The sequence below is a fragment of the Mesorhizobium kowhaii genome (assembly GCF_003253745.1).
In the GTDB taxonomy this organism is placed as follows: Bacteria; Pseudomonadota; Alphaproteobacteria; order Rhizobiales; family Rhizobiaceae; genus Mesorhizobium; species Mesorhizobium kowhaii.
On sequence record NZ_MZXV01000032.1, the window covers coordinates 721,198 to 738,466 of the forward strand.

The window sequence follows — 17,269 nt, forward strand, 5'->3', positions numbered from 1 at the left end:
GGACATGTCCGCGCATAGTGACTTGGTACCGCTTCAACCGGGCGACCGTGCGCCGAACTTGGTACTCGACGCCATTACCCAGGAAGGCAAGATCGCGCTTGACGACTTTCGCGGACAAAAACCGGTGCTGGTCGGCCTGTTTCGAGGTCTGCATTGTGCGTTTTGCCGGCGCCATATCGCCGCCCAGGCGCGGCTTGATCCGGAGCTGCGCGAAAAGGGCGTGGAAAGCCTGACGGTGGTCAACACGCCGATCGAACGGGCGCGTCTCTATTTCCGCTACCACCCGATGCCGAATCTGCTTGCGGCCTCCGACCCTGAACGCGCTTCACATCGTGCTTTTGGACTGCCCAATCTCGAATTCACCCAAGACGAGACGAACTGGCCGTACAAGGTCTCGATGGCAGCGGCAAAGGATATGCGGGTCGACATGCCAGGCGAGTTGCCCGCTCCTATGGATCCTTTCGCGGCCAGCGAATTCCTCGACAAGAAGGACCATTACGAACTGACCGAAGCCGACGAGCAGATGATGGCAACGGGACATGGACAACTGGTCGGTCAGTTCCTGCTGGACCGGCAGGGGATCGTGCGCTGGAGCTTCACCGAGGTTCCAGAGGGTGGACGATACATGTTTGGGGCGCCAAACCCGCAGGAGCTGATGTCAGCCGTGTACCAAGTCGCCCAATAGACAAGTTCACCGTTCATTCGAGCACGGCCTCGACAGTGGCAACAAAGTCATCGAGCGAGCGGTCCCCGCGAATCTCGATGCGCGGAAGGTCGATGGGATCGCAATCGAGGCCCGCCGGCCCGTGTCTGCCGCCGAAGCCGATTCGATAGCCGCACTCCTTGGCCAGCCTGCCAAGCCGTCGGTCGGTGACAGAGAAGGGTGCCGCGAACGCCGTGGTTGGCCGACCGGTCCACCGTTCGATGAACATACGAGAGCGCAGGAGCTCGGCGGCCAGGTCAGAGCTCGACAGACCATCGATCGCGCGATGCGTCGCCAGATGGCTTCCGAAGAACGCACCTTCGGCGGCGAGGCGTCGTACCGTCCCGGCGTCCATAAGCTGCGTCGGCGGACCGCTGACGGCGTCCCACCGTGCACTTTCACCCACCAAGTCCGTCACCAGGAACACTTCCGCGGTCAGGTCGTTCGCGCGCAAGGTCGGCCAGGCATGGTCAGCAAAGTTCTGGAAGCCGTCATCGAAGGTGATGAGCACTGGGCGGCCAGCGAAAGGGTGACGGTTGGCGACGAACCATTCCAGCTGCTCGGACATAATCGCGTGAAAGCCATTGGCGCGCAGCCATGCCATCTGGCTGTCGAATGCGGCGGGCGTGAGCCGAAAACGGGCGAGCGCGGCCGGACCATCATCGGAGACGCTGTGATACATGAGGACAGGGATGCGCTGCCGCCGCTCGCTACGTGCGACGTCGCGGCGCAAGGCCCGCGCCCCACCCCAGATGATTTTTCGCGCGACCCCGATTTCGATGGGCGCGCGGATTGGCACATGATCTATCATCGGTTCCGTCGCCACGTCGTCTGGTGACAGGCGGCGGAAGCGGTCTATGCGATAGAGCTCGGTCTGGATCGATTGCTCGAGGACGAGGCCTTCGGTCCCTGCCAGCGTCTCTGAGATCACTTGCGCACCGAATGTGTTCCAGTCGAAGCCCGTCCTTTCAACATTGTCACCCAGCACGAATGCGTGTGCGCTGATGAAACTGCCGCGAGGCGCCAACGCCTCAACGAATTTTTTGGCGATGCGCCGCAACTCGGCGAGATCATCCAGATAGTAGAGCACTTCCGAACAGACGATCAGATCCATCTCACCCGGCAGCGTGTCCGCAGAGAAATCCAGTACGCCGAACTCAACATTCGGCTGATCGCTGCATCGCGCGCGCGCCCGCCCGACGGCTACGGCGGAGATGTCAGTTGCGGTCAAATGACCCACTCGCGGCGCCAGCTGCCGCGTGAAGTGGCCCTCCGCGCAGGCCAGCTCAAGCGCCCGTCCGATGGGACCGGCAGGCAGAATTTCGAGCTGCCGCTCATATTTTTCCTGCTCATAGGGCGAACCGTAGCTCCAGGGATCCTGGGTCGCGAAATGGCGATTCCAGAACGACGTGCGATCATTGTCGTGCCTATCCGCGGCCGGTGCACGGCGCGGCGCTGCAAGAGGCTCCGTAGGTTCGGCGCTCGACCGAACCAGCCGCCGCGCTTGCGCGGCCAATCGCGCGAGTTTGCCGAAGTGGCTGTCCCGATCGGGCCGGCGTCCCGCTACGGTCAACAATGCCTGCGCGGCAAACATGTTTGACTTGTCGGCACGTACAAGCCGCTCGGGGGACACGAAATTCAGGATCAGTTCAATCCAATGACGCCTTGTCACTTTCCCGAGGACGCCGAACTGCACGCGAGCCTCGATCTGGCCATCCATCATCAGATAGGCGTAAATTTGATCGATTCCTTGTGGAAGTTCGATCGAGGTCGGGTTGCGAGCGTCAACGCGAATTCCAAGTGTCCGCGCCAGCCTGCGCGGCGCGGCAAGATCGTCGACGTCGAGAAGCATTTGCTCAAGGTGATACTGGACGCGGCGACCCGCGACGGGATTGTCCCAGACCTTGCCGAGTTCGATGATCAACTCGGTGAGGGAGCCGCCGAACCTGTCCCACCTGGCAGCCAATTGCGCCGGCACCGATAGGCTTCCTGCCATGAGGCCATCGAAGGCCACCTTGGCGATCTCACGCGCCCACTTGCGTCCTGCCGGGAGCGCGCGCAGGGACTGCGGGTTGACCGAGCGCGAGCCGCTGCCGCAATCCGACGCGGCGTTCCACAACGCGAACCACGCGAGTGCTTCGGAAGCGGTGCGGCCGTTCGCCTCGGTCGCTCCATTGGCGTGAGCCGATGCTGGGTGTTTGACCCTGGGATCAGCAGAAAAGCCGCGGGCGATCACGATTTCCGCATCTACCAGCATCTGCGCCGAATTGCGGGAGAGCGCGTTGGGGCTGGCCCGATAGAAAGCGAGCGGCTCGTCGACCATCACCCAATTTTTGCCCAGACGTGCGAGGCGCTGCCACAGATCCCAGTCCTCGCAGGTGCGCAGCGACACATCGAAACCGCCCAACTCGACAATTGTCTCCCGGTCGACCAGCAGCGCGTGAGTGCGGATGGCACACTGGCGGGCGAATGTTTCGAAGGGCTGGATCGCAACCTCCGTTGAGATGCTCGACGGGGTGAATTCGCCATCGGGCATCACGCGCCGGGAACCGCAATAGGCGGCCACTGCATCGGGAGCGGTTTTCAGTGCGGCCAGCATTTTCGCAAGGAAGCTGGCATCCACCCAATCGTCCGCATCCAGAAACATGAGCCAGTGGCCGCGCGCTGTCGAAATCCCGCTGTTGCGCGCGCCGGCGGCGCTGTACGCGCAAGAGCTCAACGTCCGAAATCGGGCATCTTGCTCCACATAACCGGCGATGATCGCGGGGGTGCGGTCCGTGGAGGCGTCGTCGACGATGATCGCCTCCCAATCCACTATTTCCTGATCGAGGAGGCAATCGAGTGCGCGCGCCAGCGTTACCGCCGCGTTGTGCGCAGGAATCACGATTGAAACCAAGGGATTATGCGCCACGCCGTCTTACCCGCGCCTGGTTCGAAGCAAGGGTCCCGAAACAGTGCCGGCGATTTCCTGCCAAAGGAAACGGTCCTCGGGGACGCTGCGTCCAAACAGTCTCCTGCGACCGAGATACCAAAGCGGCTTCCATTTGCAAGCTTGTTTCAAATTCGACCTGACGCCAGTCCGCTCATGCTGGACGCAATGCGGCTGAATGGCCGCACATATAGAAGTAGAACCACGCCAAAACCCCTTCGGGCCAAAAGTGTTACCCATCCGGTATAAACCGTAACCTATGTGTCCGGGTCGGACACGACAAGGATGGCGCACCCGAGAAGACGAAGATGAGAACTCGTCCTGGACTATGCACGTCCCGATACAGCCTGCGAGGCCCGTGCCACGTAAGCGATCCAAGAGCAACGCCCGCGGGCTCTGAACGATCTCGCGACGTTATTGAGTGACCTGGTCAATCCGAGTGATCGCAGTGGAAGCGCCAAGAGCTTCCGCAATTAAGCGCGCCTCCTTGAGCCTCGGATCGCTCCTGTCGCCTCTCCCGATCGGCGGCAGAGCGGCTCCCATAAGCGCCTGCATGAGAAATCCCCGCGTCGCTGCACTGCGCGCTATGTCAGCGGCGCGTTCGTAATGGCGCCGGGCCCTCGCGCGCGCGGTCATGAAGATGAACGCCAGGATCGGATCGCGGAACGCCGCGGAGATTGGCGGCGTCGGCATTTCGACCATGATCTTGTGAAGATCGCCGAGCATAAGGTGAGCCCAGCCGACCAGCCGGGAATTGCGCCACTTCGTAAACAACGCAATGGCGCTTTCGAGACCCGCGATCGCCTCTCGGACGCGCCCGATCGCGGCGATCGCAGCCCATTTCGGCACCTCGACCGCTGGCAGCAATGCGCGGAAACCCGCCTTGTCGATGTCTTCATAAAGGCGAGTGAAGGTTTCGTTCGCTTCGGCGAAACGGCCAAGTGTCAACAGCGCGAGGGCGGTCGCGGCCGCCGCGCCCATCTGTTCGGTGCGGCCACCGGAGGCGACGGAAGCCGCGTCGGCGCTGGCGAGGGCGCCGGCTCCGTTGCCCGCCACTGCCAAAGCGAAACTCGTAAGCATGTGGCCCATGGACCGGGCCGGCGGATAATGGGTGCGCTCGCCGAGCGCGAGCGAGCGGTTCGCCCAGGCGAGGGTCGTGGCAATGTCGCCAAACTGCAGCGCCCTCGTACTTGCGAGATAACAGGTCAGGGTCTCGAGGTAGGCATCGCCGAGCGCGTCAGCGGTGGCTAGGATTTCATTTGCAGTCCCGTCGAAAGTCTCGGACGGCCTGCCATCGGGGCGCAATTCTGCGAGCCAGAGCTGATCCCATTTCGCGTAGGCGATGCTCTCCCGGTCGCCAATCGCCGTTCCGATCTGCAAGGCGCGGTCGAGCGCCGCCTCAGCTTCCTCGAACCGATCCGCGTTGAGATAGCCCTCGCCCAGCCAGGCGAGCGTCCGCGAAAGCGCGCGGCTCGGCCCGAGTTTTTCGATCCGCGGCAGCCAGCGCTCCGCGTGGCGGATCATGCCGGCGAAGTCGGCCTCCCAGCAGCAGGCAAGCATGCGGTCGACGACGATCTCGGCAAGCGTCGGTTCGTCAGCACAGTCTGGATCGGCTTCGATGAAGGCCAGCGCGCGATCGAGCCGCTCGACAGCTTCCTTCAGCGAAAACACTTCCAAACTGCGCTTGGCGGCGAGCGCGAGATAGTGGACCGCCTTTCTCGCCGAAGTCGCGCGCGAGTAATGGTGCGCGAGAATTGCGGCGAGATCGTCCGCCCGATTTCCCGCGCGCCGTTCAAGCGCTTCGGCAGTCCGGCCGTGAAGTTCGACGCGCTGCGACTTCAGCAGGGAGCCGTACAGCGCATCCTGGATCAGCGAGTGTTTGAACGCATATTCGCGGTCTGCGTCGGTGTCAGGCGACAGGGGCAGGATCAGCCCTTCGCCTTCGGCGCGCGACATTTCGCGCACCGGCGGCGCTGGCGTCGCGCAGACCTCGCCGACTAGCGTCGTCCGGAACTGACGGCCGACGACTGACGCCGTCTGCACGGCGAACCGGTCCTCTCCGGGCATCCGCTGCACCCGGTTCATGATGAGATTTTCGAGGTTCGCAGGAATATCTTCCGGCTGTGCGGCCGCTCCGGGCTTTCGCTGGGCGACGTAAGCGGCCAGCTCCTCTGCGAACAGCGGATTTCCCTCCGCCCGGCTGACGATCGACTTCAGGAGATCCGGCGAGACCTCGGCGCCGAGGCGATCGGTAACGAGGCGCATCGCCTGGGCGTCCTCAAGCGGAGCCAAGTTGAAAATTTCAACACCCTTCGCCTGAACCAAATGCTGGACTTGGGGCTCCGGGCGCGTCGTAAGGGCGAACATGGCGCGCATCCGTCCCACTGCGCCCATGATCTCGTGAAGCGCTTCCAACGACGCGCTGTCTGCCCAGTGCAGGTCTTCGAAAATCAGCAAAAGTTGGGGCTCTACGTGAGAAAGGAATTCAAATAGGGCGACCAGCGCCTCTCGAGTGCGCACGCCGCTGAGTTCCGACGCTTGGATCGCGCCGATCTGAAGCCTCTTGGCGCCCAGAATATTCAGCAGAAAGGGCGTTGCGGCCAAAAGCGAGTGGCCGGCGCCGTGCAAGCCTGATGCGATGCTCGCCTCGATCTCGGCGGCCAAAGCGGTTTCGGGGATCCCGAACGCCGCGCGGAGGACATCCGCGAACGGCGAGAAGGGCGCTGAGGCCGCATCGGGGCGACAGGACGCCCGCCAGACAGTCGCGTCTTTCAATTCGCTTTCAAACTCATGAAGCAGGCGCGACTTGCCAAGCCCTGCTTCCGCGACGATCAGCGTAATCGCCGCGCCCTCTGTCTTGCTTCGCGTCCACAGCGATCGAAGGCGCGCCAGTTCGCTTTCCCGGCCGAGCAGGGAACCCAACCCCAGGGCGCGCTTAGCTTCGAAGCGGCTGACGGCGGAACGCAGGCCATCGATCCGAAACAGCCGGGCCGGTTCAGACTTGCCCTTCAACGCCCTCGCACCGAGGTCCGAGAATTCGGCATAGCCCGCAGCGAGGTTGGCTACGATTTCGGTGCAATAGACGGTTCCCGGCTCGGCCGCGCTCTGGACCCGCGACGCCAAATTGATTGCGTCGCCAAGCGCGTTGTAGGCAAGGGCCTTGTCCTCGCCGATGCGCCCCAGCACGACCGCGCCCGTATGCAGGCCGATCCGCAGCACAGGCTCGCAATCAAAGGCGGCGAGGAACTCGGATTGCAGCGCGTTCATGCGCCGCTGTATCTCGACTGCTGCGCGGCACGCGCGAGCGGGCGCGTCTTCGAGTGCCTGAGGAGCGCCGAAAAAAGCCATCAGGCCGTCTCCCGCAAAGTCCTGCAGCATTCCCCCGTGACGGTTAATGATCGCGGTCTGCTCTCCTGCGAGGCGCTTGATCAGGGCGAAGACAACCTCCTCGTCTAGCCGCTCCGTCAGCGGCGTGAACCCGACAAGGTCGGTGAACATAATCGTGACCTGGCGCCGCTCCCCCTGCGGCTCCGACGCGGCCTGCTCCACGCCCATGATGGCCTCCAACAGAACAGGGTATCCGAATTTCGTTGTTCCTCTGGCCCGCCGCCGTGCGAAGTCACCTTCGACGCTCGTACGTTCGGGCGTGCCGAAGTCGGGCCGGTTTTACGCGGTCAGTGGCGTCGTGTCGTAGCCGATGAAGCGCGCCAATTTGCCGTTACGCATTTTCATGAAGTGAGCCCAGCGGTTTTCATAAGGTGCGCCGGACGACCGGATCTGCGCTGATGTACGCCCTGTGACAGCTACGTCATCTTCGCTCACTATGAATTCGTCAGGTCCAAACGCCCTGATTTCGACAGCGCCAGCCAGAATTCCGAAGAAACGCATGACCTCGCCTTGGCCTCGGAAAGAGCCCGCCCAAGGCACGGATCCGTAGTAGATCCATTCGATGTCGTCGTCGCAGAGGGCCATGAACTTGGCCATGTCTCCACGCGAAAATGCTTCGTAGCCTTCCTTTGCGATGTCCAAGCTGCCCATGTTTTCCTCCCCGCGCGCAAGTCGAGCTGTCGCGCAAATGGCGCAAGAAAGCGCCCCGATGCGGCTCGCCGCACTTCGTTGGCGAGGATATTGATGCCATGTAGCCGCTTTCTGCAAGTGCTATCACGGTCCGTCGCGGGAAGCGTCGCCCCTGCAACGCCCCGAATATCCAGAGGAGGCCTGCGCCGACCGCAGTCGACACAAATTACCCTAGGCCCGCAGCATAAGAGGCTGCTCCTGTAATCGTCGCACGGGTTTGGAAGCCAGGGAGGTTCTCATCTTTGTTCTGCCCGAAGACGGAAAAGCTAAGAAAATCATGGCTTCTATCGAAATGGCGCACCCGACAGGATTCGAACCTGTGACCTCTGCCTTCGGAGGGCAGCGCTCTATCCAGCTGAGCTACGGGTGCTTTCAGGACCGGCGATCCGGAAAACGAACCAGCCGATAAACCGGCAAGTCACGGCTTCTTAGCGGAAGCCGGGGCGGGCTTCAACGGGCAATTAGAGATTGGCGGCGTCCAAGGGTCGAGCGTCGGACAGCTGATCTGGTTCGCACTCCGATCACCCCGCGCCGCGTCCGGCCCTTCGCAGGCTCCCTGCCTTCGGGCGTCCTTCAAAAGGCTCACCGGACCTTTTGAAGGACGCCCGAAGGCGGACCGGGGCTTTCACCGTTCGCTGCGCCGCCCGGCCCTTCGCAGGCTCAGGGCGTTCATCGCTCGAAAAGCCAAGCAATTGGCTTTTCGTCCGCTACGCGGACCGCGCCTCACCCCTCCGCGGCGCTCGCTTTGGCTTCTTGGCGCCGGTCAGTTCGTGCATGGCGTCGAGCTGCATCTGCTGCATTTCGGCCAGCCGCGTCCATTGGCGCGAGATGAGGTAGTCGAGCTTTTCGTGCAGGTGGCGCACTTCCAGCTCGGCCTTGAGGTTGACCCGGTAGTCGTTGAAGGAGCGCAGGCGGTCCTTGGTCTCCTGCCGCTTCTGGCTCATCATGATGATCGGCGCCTGGATGGCGGCAATGCAGGAGAGCAAAAGGTTGAGCAGGATGAAGGGGTAGGGATCGAAGGCGCCCGCCATGCCCGCGACCAGGTTGATGCCGATCCACACCAGGAGCACGGTGCCGAACGAGATCAGGAACCACCAGCTGCCGCCGAAGGCCGCCATGTTGTCGGAGACGCGGTCGGCGAACGTCCGGTGCTCCTCGAACTCCTCCTCGCTGTTTTCGGAAATGGTGTCTTGCCTGGCGATGCTTTCGACCACCTGGCGATCGAGCTCGGAGAATTCGCCGTGTTCCTGCTGGAGAAGCTCCTCCATGTAGCGCATGCGGTAGCGGCCGAGCTCCGCGCGGCTGATGCGGGCGCCGGCCGGCAGGTCCGGATGATCGGCGCGGATGCGGTCGGCGAGGCTCGGGCGCAAAGTGTCGATCCGCACCAGGTCGCGCTTGCGGAATTTCCGGCCTGATATCGCCGAGGGTTTCTTCTTCGCCTTACCACGCGGCAAGCCGGGTCCGGCCGGCTCCGAATCCGGCACGTCGGGCACCTCAGAGTGCTCGTCCGAACCATGTTCGGCCTCATGCTCGCCAATGGTCGGCGCCTCGAAATACTCGCCGCCGCTGTCGTGCTGGTTGTCTGCCGCCTGGTCGGGCGCTTTCGGGACGGTGCTCATGGTGCGGGCTCCTATGGTGGTGCTCGGCGTGAGGATACGCTGAGGTGGTGAAGCATATCCACCGTCGCGGCTGATTTCGCAGCCCGTACAAGTGCTTGTGATCGGAGAGGCGACGCCCCGCCGCTGCTGGCGGTGGTGCGCAGGCCGCGAACAATCAGAGACATTCGAGATTGGCCGAAGCCTCCCCGTCTTCGACATCCACGGGCGGAGCGGGAGCGAAGCGGACGCGCAGACCCGAGGATCCATGCCGGGACCTTGGCCGACGGGTACAGCGGAGCAGAATTCAGCACCGCGGCCGCGCTCGGACGTCGCGGCATGGATCCTCGGGTCTGCGCTGCGTCGCTAAGCTCCTTGCTCCGCCCGTGGATGACGAAGCGGAGGATGACTCCCGTGGAAGGATGGAAACAAAAAACCCGCCTTGCGGCGGGTCGCTGGCGCAAATCAGCACCATGCCTAAATCTATAGCATAACTGCCCTCACTTTGCAATTCCTCACCGGTCAGCCGGGCGCAAATTCGGGCTGCGGATCACTGCTGCTCGGCGAACATCAGCCTGGTCTTGCTGTCGGCCATCGCAGGCGACAGGCTGCGCTGGATCAGCGCCTCGACATGGTCGTTGCGCTGGCGGGCGCTGTCGGCGCCCATCACCACCACGATCAGCTGGCGGCCGTCGGCATCGTAGGAGGTGACGATGTTGAAGCCGGAGGCCCTGATGTAGCCGGTCTTGATGCCGTCGACGCCGCGCACGCGGCCGAGCATGTCGTTGTGGCCGCGCACCAGCCTGCCGCGGAACATGAAATCGCTTTCGGAGAAATAGTGGAACTGCTGCGGGAAGCGGGAATGCAGCGCCATGCCGAGCACCGCCATGTCGCGCGCCGAGGTGTGCTGGTCGTCGTCGGGCAGGCCGGACGCGTTGCGGAACACGGTGCTGGTCATGCCGATCTGGCGCGCCTTGGCGGTCATCATGGCGGCAAACTGCTCCTCTGAGCCGCCGAGATATTCGCCGACCGCCACCGCCACGTCATTAGCTGACCTCACGACAATGGCGCGGATCGCCGAATCGACATCGATGGTCTCGCCGCGCCGGAAGCGCATCTTGGTCGGCGGCTGCGAGGCGGCATGGTCGGACACCGGGATCTGCGTCTCCTTGGTGACGCGGCCGGAGTCCAGCGCCTCGAACAGCAGGTACAGCGTCATCATCTTGGTCAGCGACGCCGGATAGCGCTGCGCCGTCGAGTTGACCTCGAACAGCTGCTTGCCGGTCCTGGCGTCGACGACGATCGCCGCATATTTCTGCGGCGGCGCCGGCACGGCCAGCACGGCATCCGGTGGCGTCGCGGTCGTGCAGCCGGCAACTAGCACCAACAGGGGCAGCACCAGCAGGGCAAGCGCCGCGAAAAGCCTCTGGATGAGCGGAAGGGGACGCGGGTTGGACAAGGGCTGGACTGTTCTGGTCATGCTGTTGCTGAGATGAGGCGAAGCTAACGTAACGCGCCAGCTGCGTCCATTTGGTTAATGGCGGTCATACCCAGGATTGTCATGCCTTCCCAGGCTTGCCCCGCCGTGAAATCGCCTGTTTCCTGTCTCTTCTTGCCAAAGCCGCGTTTCCTGTGGGAAGGGGCGTGGCATCTGACGGCTTTGGGGGGCTTGGGCATGACGAATATCGGGGCTGGCGGCGCAGCACCCTCGCTTATCAAGGCATCACTCAGCCGCACCGGCAAATGGGCCGGCAGTGTCGCCTTTGTCGGGGGTGCTGCTTCCGACATCCTCAATCCGCTGGCGCCGTTCGCCGCCTATGTCGCGCTGGTCGCGTCGGTGGCGGCGCTGATCATCGCCATTGCCATCGTGCTGCGGCTGGTGCTGGCGGCCAAGGCGCTGCCGGCGCTGGTGTTCGCCACCAGTGCGGCGGCCGTCGCCGGCGGCGTCTATGCCGTGCAGAAGGAGACCAATTCGCAGAACGGTGTGATCGCCAGCCTGGTGCCTGCTGTGGCCGGGTTGCAGCAGTCGATCGGCATCGTCTCGGAGAAGGTGGCCAAGATCGAGCAGACGGTCACGCAAACGCAGAAGACGGTCGAAGAGGTCAAGCAGTCGACCGACACGGTGGCGAAAAAGACCGATGAGATCGCGTCCGCCCAGCAGCAACAGACGCAGCAGACGGCGCAAGTGCAGAAGACCACCGAAGAGGTGAAGAAGCAGACCGAGACGCTGGCCGCCGGCCAGGCGCAGCAGCAGGCGCAGACCGAGAAGCTGCAAGCAACGACCGAGCAGATCGCCGCCTCGATCGACACAATAGCCAAAGGGTTTGCCGCCCTTGCCGCGCAAGGCGGGGCGATCGCCGAGCCGAAGCGGCCGGACGAGTTTTATCACAACGCCCGCGTCTACGAGCTGTCGGGCGACATGCTCAATGCGCGGCGCGCCTATCTCGCCTTTGCCGGCTTCGATGTCGATGCCATCGATCCCTACACGCGCTTTGCTACGCTGCTGCGGGTGCAGGACGGCAAGGCCGGCGCCCGCGAGGTGTTCGGCGCATTGGCCGACAAGGGCAAGGCGCTGTCGATAAAGCTCGTGCATATCCTGCAGTTCGACGACGCCCAGCGTCTCGACAAGCTCAACGCCTTCATCGCCGCCAATCCGGATTTCGCGCCGGCCTATTTCCTGTTGGCGCAGGAGTTTTCGGAGGACCGCCTCGGCGCCCAGACGCTGGCCGACAAGCGCAACGAGGCCAAGGCGCTGACCAGGTTCATGGCTTACGAGAAGGATGGCGGGCTGCTCAAATATTTCGTCGACCAGACCCAGCTTGCCGACTGGCTGGACCGCAGCCGCAGCCGGCTGGCAGCACTTGGCGACGTGCTCGACCCCTCTCGCTTCGTGCCGACGCTGACGCCGATGCGCTCGAACCAGGGCTGGTCGATGACCATCTCGCTGCCGGAACCGGCGACCGCCATCTCCTGGCGCATGGGCGATAGCGGCCCGTTCACCGACACCGGCTTCCTGGCGCTCAACGACCAGACCACCGGCAAGCCGATGCCCAATCCGAGTTTCGAGATGCCCGGCAGCACCGTGGCCGGCATCATCGCCGTCAAATATCTCGATATCAGGGGGCGCGAGACCGGCCCGTTCGACATCCGCTTCGACCCGGAGACGGCGCTGCAGCAAGGCGACAAGCAGATCCTCGACCAGTTCTGGACGTCGTGGATCGCCTTCGACGCCGGCGGCAACCACGGGCTGGTCTATTTCACCCAGATGCTGTCCTACCGCTGCGCCATCAAGGAGGTGCATTACAGCCTGAACGGTGCCGCGCTCGACAAGTTGCTCGAGATACCGCCTTGCGACAAGAAGGACCCTTACGCCATCCCTTACGACGCCAAGGGCTATATCAAGGTTGCCGACAGCGTGACGTCGATGTCGGTGCAGGTCACCTATACCGACGGCACCAAATCGCCGGTGCGGGAATACAAGCGGCAGTAGCGCGGCCACCCTCCCCACAAGGGGCGGGTGAAGTTGATGCAAAATGCCGATTGCGGTGCTTGCGCAAGCCGCGCCGAAAGGGTTCTGTTTGCGCCTTCAGAATCGGTGAGAGCGCAATGACTATCAGCACGATCAAGGCAAAAGGCATTTCGGTTTCGCTCGACCTCACGGTCGGCCACATCGCCGACATGGTCGTCGACAGCGACGGGCGCCAGCTGAGGCCATTGCATCGCGCACCGTGGATCGACGAGCCGCGCGAGACGCTGCCGAAAGACCTGCCCGAGGGCACCGTTCGCCTGTCCGGCGACTTTCTCTGCGCGCCGTTTTCGCGCAGCGATGTTGAGGACGCGCCGCTGCATGGCTGGCCGGCCAACAGCGCCTGGGATGTCGCCGGGAGTGCTGCGACGGTCGATGGCTGGCGCGCGGTCTTTCGTTTGCGGCACAGCGTGATGGGTGCGACGGTCGACAAGATCCTGACGCTGCGCGACGACCATCCCTTCCTCTACCAGGAGCATGTGTTTTCCGGCGGCCATGGCGCGATCTCGGTCGCCCATCACCCGATGACGGCGATGACGGGCGGCGGCAGGCTGGCCTTTTCGCCAAAGCGTTTTGCGGCGACGCTGGACGACCCGCTGGAGCCGGATCCGGCACGCGGCCGCTTCATGCTGGCCTATCCGGCGCGGTCCGCCGACCTCAGCCATTTTCCCGCCGCCGGCGGCGGCACACTCGACCTGACGGAGTACCGCATGGGCGACCGTCGCGAAGACTTCGTCACGCTGGTCGAGGCCGATCATGGCGGGCCGGGCTGGACGGCACTGGCGCGCGAGGCCGAAGGCGATCTGGTGCTGGTGCTGAAGAACCCGGCCGAACTGCCGATCACCATGCTGTGGCTCAGCAATGGCGGGCGCGACTACGCGCCCTGGAGCGGCCGCCATCGCGGCGTGCTCGGCATCGAGGACGGTCGCGCTTCCGTCGGCCATGCCGCGTCGATCGGCGACAACTGGCTGAAGCGCGAAGGGGTGGCGACCGCCTTTGCGCTCGGCGAAGGCCATAGCGTTTCCTTTCGCCATGTCATCGGCGCCATGCCCCTGTCCGGCGGCGAGCCGCCGCAAGAGGTCACCTCGTCCAACGGCCGCATGCGGCTTGCAGCCGGTGGCTCGACATGGGAGGTTCCCTTCGCCAGCGATTTCCTGCGCATCGGCCAGCCTGTTCCCGACTGAGTGCGCGGCATCAATGCGGGTTTGAAATTTCCGCCAACTGCCGCCAAGATGTGGCCGAAATCATCATGCGGAACATGGTGGATTTGAAGCTCCTGCCAGAGAGAGGCTCTCATGTCCGAAATCGCCCATCTCGCCGCCACCATCTTCAAGCGCGCCGGCAAGGCGCGGCGCTTCATCGTCGCCATTGCCGGTCCGCCGGGCGCCGGCAAGTCGACATTGTCGGCAAGCCTGCACGATCTGCTGCCCGAAGGTGCGGTGGAAGTGGTGCCGATGGACGGCTTCCACTATGACGACGTCGTGCTCGAGCGGCGCGGCCTGCGCGCGCGAAAGGGTGCACCGGAAACCTTTGATTTTGCCGGCTTCGAAACCCTGCTGAAGCGCATCCGGGCCGGTGAACCCGATATCGCCATCCCGGTCTTCGACCGCAGCATGGAACTGTCGCGCGCCGCCGCGTCCATCGTCGCCACCGAGACCAAGTTCATCCTGGTCGAGGGCAATTACCTGCTGCTCGACGAGGAACCCTGGTCGCGGCTGGCGCCGCTGTTCGATTTCTCGATCTTCGTCGACGTGCCGCGCGACGAGCTCGAGCGCCGGCTGCTCGAGCGCTGGCACGGCCATGGCCGCTCCGACGCGGATGCCCGCGCCTGGATCGCCTCCAACGACATGCCCAACATCGACCGGGTGCTTGCCCGTCGCCGGGCCGCCGACCTGGTGATCGGCGATTTCGCTTGATTCTAAAGATTCTCCAAGGGGAACCTTAAGACTTTCAGGCCGTTATCGCCGACAAGGCAATTCTGCCAGAAGAGGGATTCCATCCGATGGCACAAAAGGCAAGAAAGCCTGCGCCCGCCAAGGGCAAGGCAACCCAATCGAAGGCAGGCGCCGGTCCGGCGATAGCCGAGCGTTCAAAGGACGCCAAACCGGCCTTCGGCAAGGCGGCACCGAAGAAAGTGGTGCCAGCTGCCGCGAAAGCCGCGCCCAAAGCCACAAAGCCGAAAAAGCCGGCAAACGCCAACGATTCGCTGGCGGGCAGCGCCATGCGCACGGCCAAGGCCACGGCCAATGTAGCAGCCGGTGCCGTCGTCGTGGCGGCAAGGGGCGCTGCATCGTTTGCCGCGTCCGTCATGGGCAAGGGTGGCTCGAAAGCCAAGGCGAAGGCAAAGTAGCCGCGTTTTATCGAGGACCTGGCCGGCTTTAATTCATCCCTTCGCCGGGATGGTCAGGCCCTTTTGCACCGCGGGCCTGGCAAGCCCGCGCTCCAGCCATGCCCCGACATTGGCGAAATCATCGAAGCCGACGAGTTCGCGCGCTTCGTAGAAGCCGATCAGGTTGCGCACCCAGCCGAGCAGCGAGATATCGGCGATGGTGAAGTCATTGTCCATGATCCACTTGCGCCCCTTCAGCCTGCCGTCGAGCACACCGATCAGCCGCCGCGATTCATCGCGATAGCGCTCCAGCGGGCGCTTGTCGGCGATTTCGCGGCCGGCGAATTTATGGAAAAAGCCGACCTGGCCGAAGATCGGCCCGATCGAGGCCATCTGGAAGAACACCCATTGGATCGTCTCGTAGCGCCGCGCCGCGTCCGCCGGGATGAGCAGGCCGGTCTTTTCGGCGAGGTAGAGCAGGATGGCGCCGGATTCGAACAGGCCGATCGGCTTGCCGTCCGGACCGTTCGGATCGATGATCACCGGTATCTTGCCGTTCGGGTTGAGCGACAGGAATTCCGGCGTCCAGCTTTCGTTCTTGCCGATGTTGACCAGATGCGGCTCGTAGGGCAGGCCGAGCTCTTCCAGGGCGATCGATATCTTCACCCCGTTGGGCGTTGTGGCTGAATAGAGCTGGATCTGGTCCGGATGCTTGGGCGGCCAGCGCGTTGCGATCGGAAAGGCGGACAGGTCAGCCATGGAAAACTCCTGAACGGGGGATTGGCGCCTAGCGGCGCTGGTTTTGGCGGGTCCCACAAGGATTAGGCGGACGGCCGATTCTGATCAATATGGCGGCGACAGTTTCGCCATGCACGGACAGTCAATGGAAACAGCCTGGGATCAAACGGCGTTGAAGGCCAGCACCGCATTGGTGCCGCCGAATGCGAAGCCATTGCTGATCGCCGTGCGCACCTTGCGTTCACGTGCCACGTTCGGCGTGACGTCGAGGTCGCAATCCGGATCGGCTTCGCGAAAATTGGCCGTCGGCGGCACGATGCCTTCACGGATCGCCATCACGCAAGCGATCATCTCCAGCGCCCCCGATGCGCCAAGGCAATGGGCATGCATGGATTTGGTCGACGACACCGACAGTCTGTAGGCATGGTCGCCGAAGACGCGCTTGATCGCCGCCGTCTCGATCTGGTCGTTGGCCTTGGTGCCGGTGCCATGGGCATTGAGGTAGTCGACATCCTCGGGATTGAGCCCGGCGTCGGCCAGGCAGGCGCGCATGGCGGCCGTCGGTCCTTCGATGGTTGGCGCGACGATGTCGGACGCGTCGGCGGAAAGGCCGGCACCGGCAATCTCGGCAAGGATGGTGGCGCCGCGCGCCATGGCATGCTCGTAGCTCTCCAGCACCGCCATGCCGGCGCCCTCACCGAGCGACAGGCCCTGGCGATCGGCCGAGAACGGCCGGCAGGTGTCGGGCGCCAGCACCCGCAAAGCTTCCCAGCCCTTCAGGATACCCCAGACCAGCGGCGCATCGGTGCCGCCAGCGACCATCACGTCGGCGCGGCCGAGCCTGATCTGGTCGACGGCCGAGGCGATGGCGTGATTGGACGACGAGCAAGCGGAGGTGACGCCGAAAACCGGACCGCGCAGGCCGAGGCTCATGCTGACCTGGCCGGAGGCCGCACTGGGCATCACCTTTGGCACGGTGAAGATACCGGCGCGGTTCTTGCCCTCGATCAGGATGGCGCGATAGCTCTCTTCGATGGCCTCCCAGCCGCAGACGCCGACACCGACGATAGTGCCCATCCGATAGGTGGTGGCTTCGTTCGAGACCAGGCCGGACTGCTGCATGGCCTCCCTGGCCGCGATCACGGCCAGCAGGCTGAAGCGGTCCATCGACACCAATTGCTTGCGGTCGACGCCATGATCGGGGAGCGTCTTGATTTCGCAGCCGACCTTGACCTTCAGATCATGCAGCTGCGGACTGCTGATCTGGCCGATGGCCGAGCGGCCGGCGCGCATTTCATTCCAGATCGCGGGCGCGTTGGTGCCAAGCCCGCAAATACCGCCCATGCCGGTGATGACGACGCGCTGTCGCATT

12 protein-coding genes and 1 tRNA gene are annotated in these 17,269 nt (G+C 63.7%); 5 read left to right on the top strand and 8 right to left on the bottom strand.

Annotated features, from left to right (window positions below; genetic code table 11):
• The first annotated feature begins 4 nt into the window (after positions 1 to 4).
• The gene (locus tag B5V02_RS16275; RefSeq protein ID WP_111545130.1) at positions 5 to 685 is read left to right on the top strand and encodes a peroxiredoxin-like family protein; all 681 of its coding nucleotides are present in this window, start codon (positions 5 to 7) and stop codon (positions 683 to 685) included.
• A 13-nt stretch (positions 686 to 698) separates the two neighbouring features.
• Here the strand turns inward: B5V02_RS16275 and B5V02_RS16280 are convergent, their stop codons facing one another.
• From B5V02_RS16280 to B5V02_RS16305, 6 genes are all read right to left on the bottom strand, one after another.
• The gene (locus B5V02_RS16280; protein WP_111545131.1) at positions 699 to 3,614 is read right to left on the bottom strand and encodes a trifunctional glycosyltransferase/class I SAM-dependent methyltransferase/polysaccharide deacetylase; all 2,916 of its coding nucleotides are present in this window, start codon (positions 3,612 to 3,614) and stop codon (positions 699 to 701) included.
• Between the two features lie 432 nt (positions 3,615 to 4,046).
• Complete coding sequence (locus B5V02_RS16285; protein ID WP_146606076.1) at positions 4,047 to 7,187, bottom strand: ATP-binding protein; 3,141 nt, start codon at positions 7,185 to 7,187, stop codon at positions 4,047 to 4,049.
• 111 nt (positions 7,188 to 7,298) lie between these two features.
• Positions 7,299 to 7,670, bottom strand: a complete 372-nt coding sequence (locus tag B5V02_RS16290; protein WP_111545133.1) for a nuclear transport factor 2 family protein — start codon at positions 7,668 to 7,670, stop codon at positions 7,299 to 7,301.
• 332 nt (positions 7,671 to 8,002) lie between these two features.
• Positions 8,003 to 8,079 (bottom strand) — tRNA-Arg (locus B5V02_RS16295).
• A 337-nt stretch (positions 8,080 to 8,416) separates the two neighbouring features.
• Positions 8,417 to 9,328 carry a DUF1003 domain-containing protein gene (locus tag B5V02_RS16300; protein ID WP_111545134.1) on the bottom strand — a complete coding sequence of 304 codons (912 nt, stop codon included), beginning with the start codon at positions 9,326 to 9,328 and terminating at the stop codon, positions 8,417 to 8,419.
• A gap of 526 nt (positions 9,329 to 9,854) precedes the next feature.
• Complete coding sequence (locus tag B5V02_RS16305) at positions 9,855 to 10,784, bottom strand: D-alanyl-D-alanine carboxypeptidase family protein (RefSeq protein WP_245445937.1); 930 nt, start codon at positions 10,782 to 10,784, stop codon at positions 9,855 to 9,857.
• A 195-nt stretch (positions 10,785 to 10,979) separates the two neighbouring features.
• Between B5V02_RS16305 and B5V02_RS16310 the strand changes: the two genes are divergently transcribed.
• From B5V02_RS16310 to B5V02_RS16325, 4 genes are all read left to right on the top strand, one after another.
• Positions 10,980 to 12,794, top strand: a complete 1,815-nt coding sequence (locus tag B5V02_RS16310; RefSeq protein ID WP_111545136.1) for a methyl-accepting chemotaxis protein — start codon at positions 10,980 to 10,982, stop codon at positions 12,792 to 12,794.
• A 116-nt stretch (positions 12,795 to 12,910) separates the two neighbouring features.
• Positions 12,911 to 14,014: a hypothetical protein gene (locus B5V02_RS16315; RefSeq protein WP_111545137.1), complete on the top strand. Its 1,104-nt coding sequence runs from the start codon at positions 12,911 to 12,913 to the stop codon at positions 14,012 to 14,014.
• A gap of 111 nt (positions 14,015 to 14,125) precedes the next feature.
• On the top strand, positions 14,126 to 14,746 hold the full coding sequence (locus tag B5V02_RS16320; RefSeq protein ID WP_111545138.1) for a nucleoside triphosphate hydrolase: 621 nt from the start codon (positions 14,126 to 14,128) through the stop codon (positions 14,744 to 14,746).
• Positions 14,747 to 14,832: 86 nt separating this feature from the next.
• Positions 14,833 to 15,180, top strand: a complete 348-nt coding sequence (locus B5V02_RS16325) for a hypothetical protein (RefSeq protein WP_111545139.1) — start codon at positions 14,833 to 14,835, stop codon at positions 15,178 to 15,180.
• A 33-nt stretch (positions 15,181 to 15,213) separates the two neighbouring features.
• Here B5V02_RS16325 and B5V02_RS16330 read toward each other — a convergent pair whose 3' ends face one another.
• Both B5V02_RS16330 and B5V02_RS16335 read right to left on the bottom strand, forming a co-directional pair.
• Positions 15,214 to 15,918, bottom strand: coding sequence for a glutathione S-transferase family protein (locus tag B5V02_RS16330; RefSeq protein ID WP_111545140.1), 705 nt, complete (start codon positions 15,916 to 15,918; stop codon positions 15,214 to 15,216).
• A gap of 141 nt (positions 15,919 to 16,059) precedes the next feature.
• A complete protein-coding gene (locus B5V02_RS16335) occupies positions 16,060 to 17,268 on the bottom strand; it encodes a beta-ketoacyl-[acyl-carrier-protein] synthase family protein (protein ID WP_111545141.1) in 1,209 nt (402 codons plus the stop codon).
• Position 17,269 lies beyond the last annotated feature (1 nt).

Coding starts and splice junctions, on each gene's coding strand:
- B5V02_RS16305 (WP_245445937.1), bottom strand. CDS start 10,784: ATGACCAGAACAGTCCAGCCCTTGTCCAACCCGCGTCCCCTTCCGCTC.
- B5V02_RS16320 (WP_111545138.1), top strand. CDS start 14,126: ATGTCCGAAATCGCCCATCTCGCCGCCACCATCTTCAAGCGCGCCGGC.
- B5V02_RS16285 (WP_146606076.1), bottom strand. CDS start 7,187: ATGGGCGTGGAGCAGGCCGCGTCGGAGCCGCAGGGGGAGCGGCGCCAG.
- B5V02_RS16290 (WP_111545133.1), bottom strand. CDS start 7,670: ATGGGCAGCTTGGACATCGCAAAGGAAGGCTACGAAGCATTTTCGCGT.
- B5V02_RS16315 (WP_111545137.1), top strand. CDS start 12,911: ATGACTATCAGCACGATCAAGGCAAAAGGCATTTCGGTTTCGCTCGAC.
- B5V02_RS16300 (WP_111545134.1), bottom strand. CDS start 9,328: ATGAGCACCGTCCCGAAAGCGCCCGACCAGGCGGCAGACAACCAGCAC.
- B5V02_RS16330 (WP_111545140.1), bottom strand. CDS start 15,918: ATGGCTGACCTGTCCGCCTTTCCGATCGCAACGCGCTGGCCGCCCAAG.
- B5V02_RS16325 (WP_111545139.1), top strand. CDS start 14,833: ATGGCACAAAAGGCAAGAAAGCCTGCGCCCGCCAAGGGCAAGGCAACC.
- B5V02_RS16310 (WP_111545136.1), top strand. CDS start 10,980: ATGACGAATATCGGGGCTGGCGGCGCAGCACCCTCGCTTATCAAGGCA.
- B5V02_RS16335 (WP_111545141.1), bottom strand. CDS start 17,268: ATGCGACAGCGCGTCGTCATCACCGGCATGGGCGGTATTTGCGGGCTT.
- B5V02_RS16275 (WP_111545130.1), top strand. CDS start 5: ATGTCCGCGCATAGTGACTTGGTACCGCTTCAACCGGGCGACCGTGCG.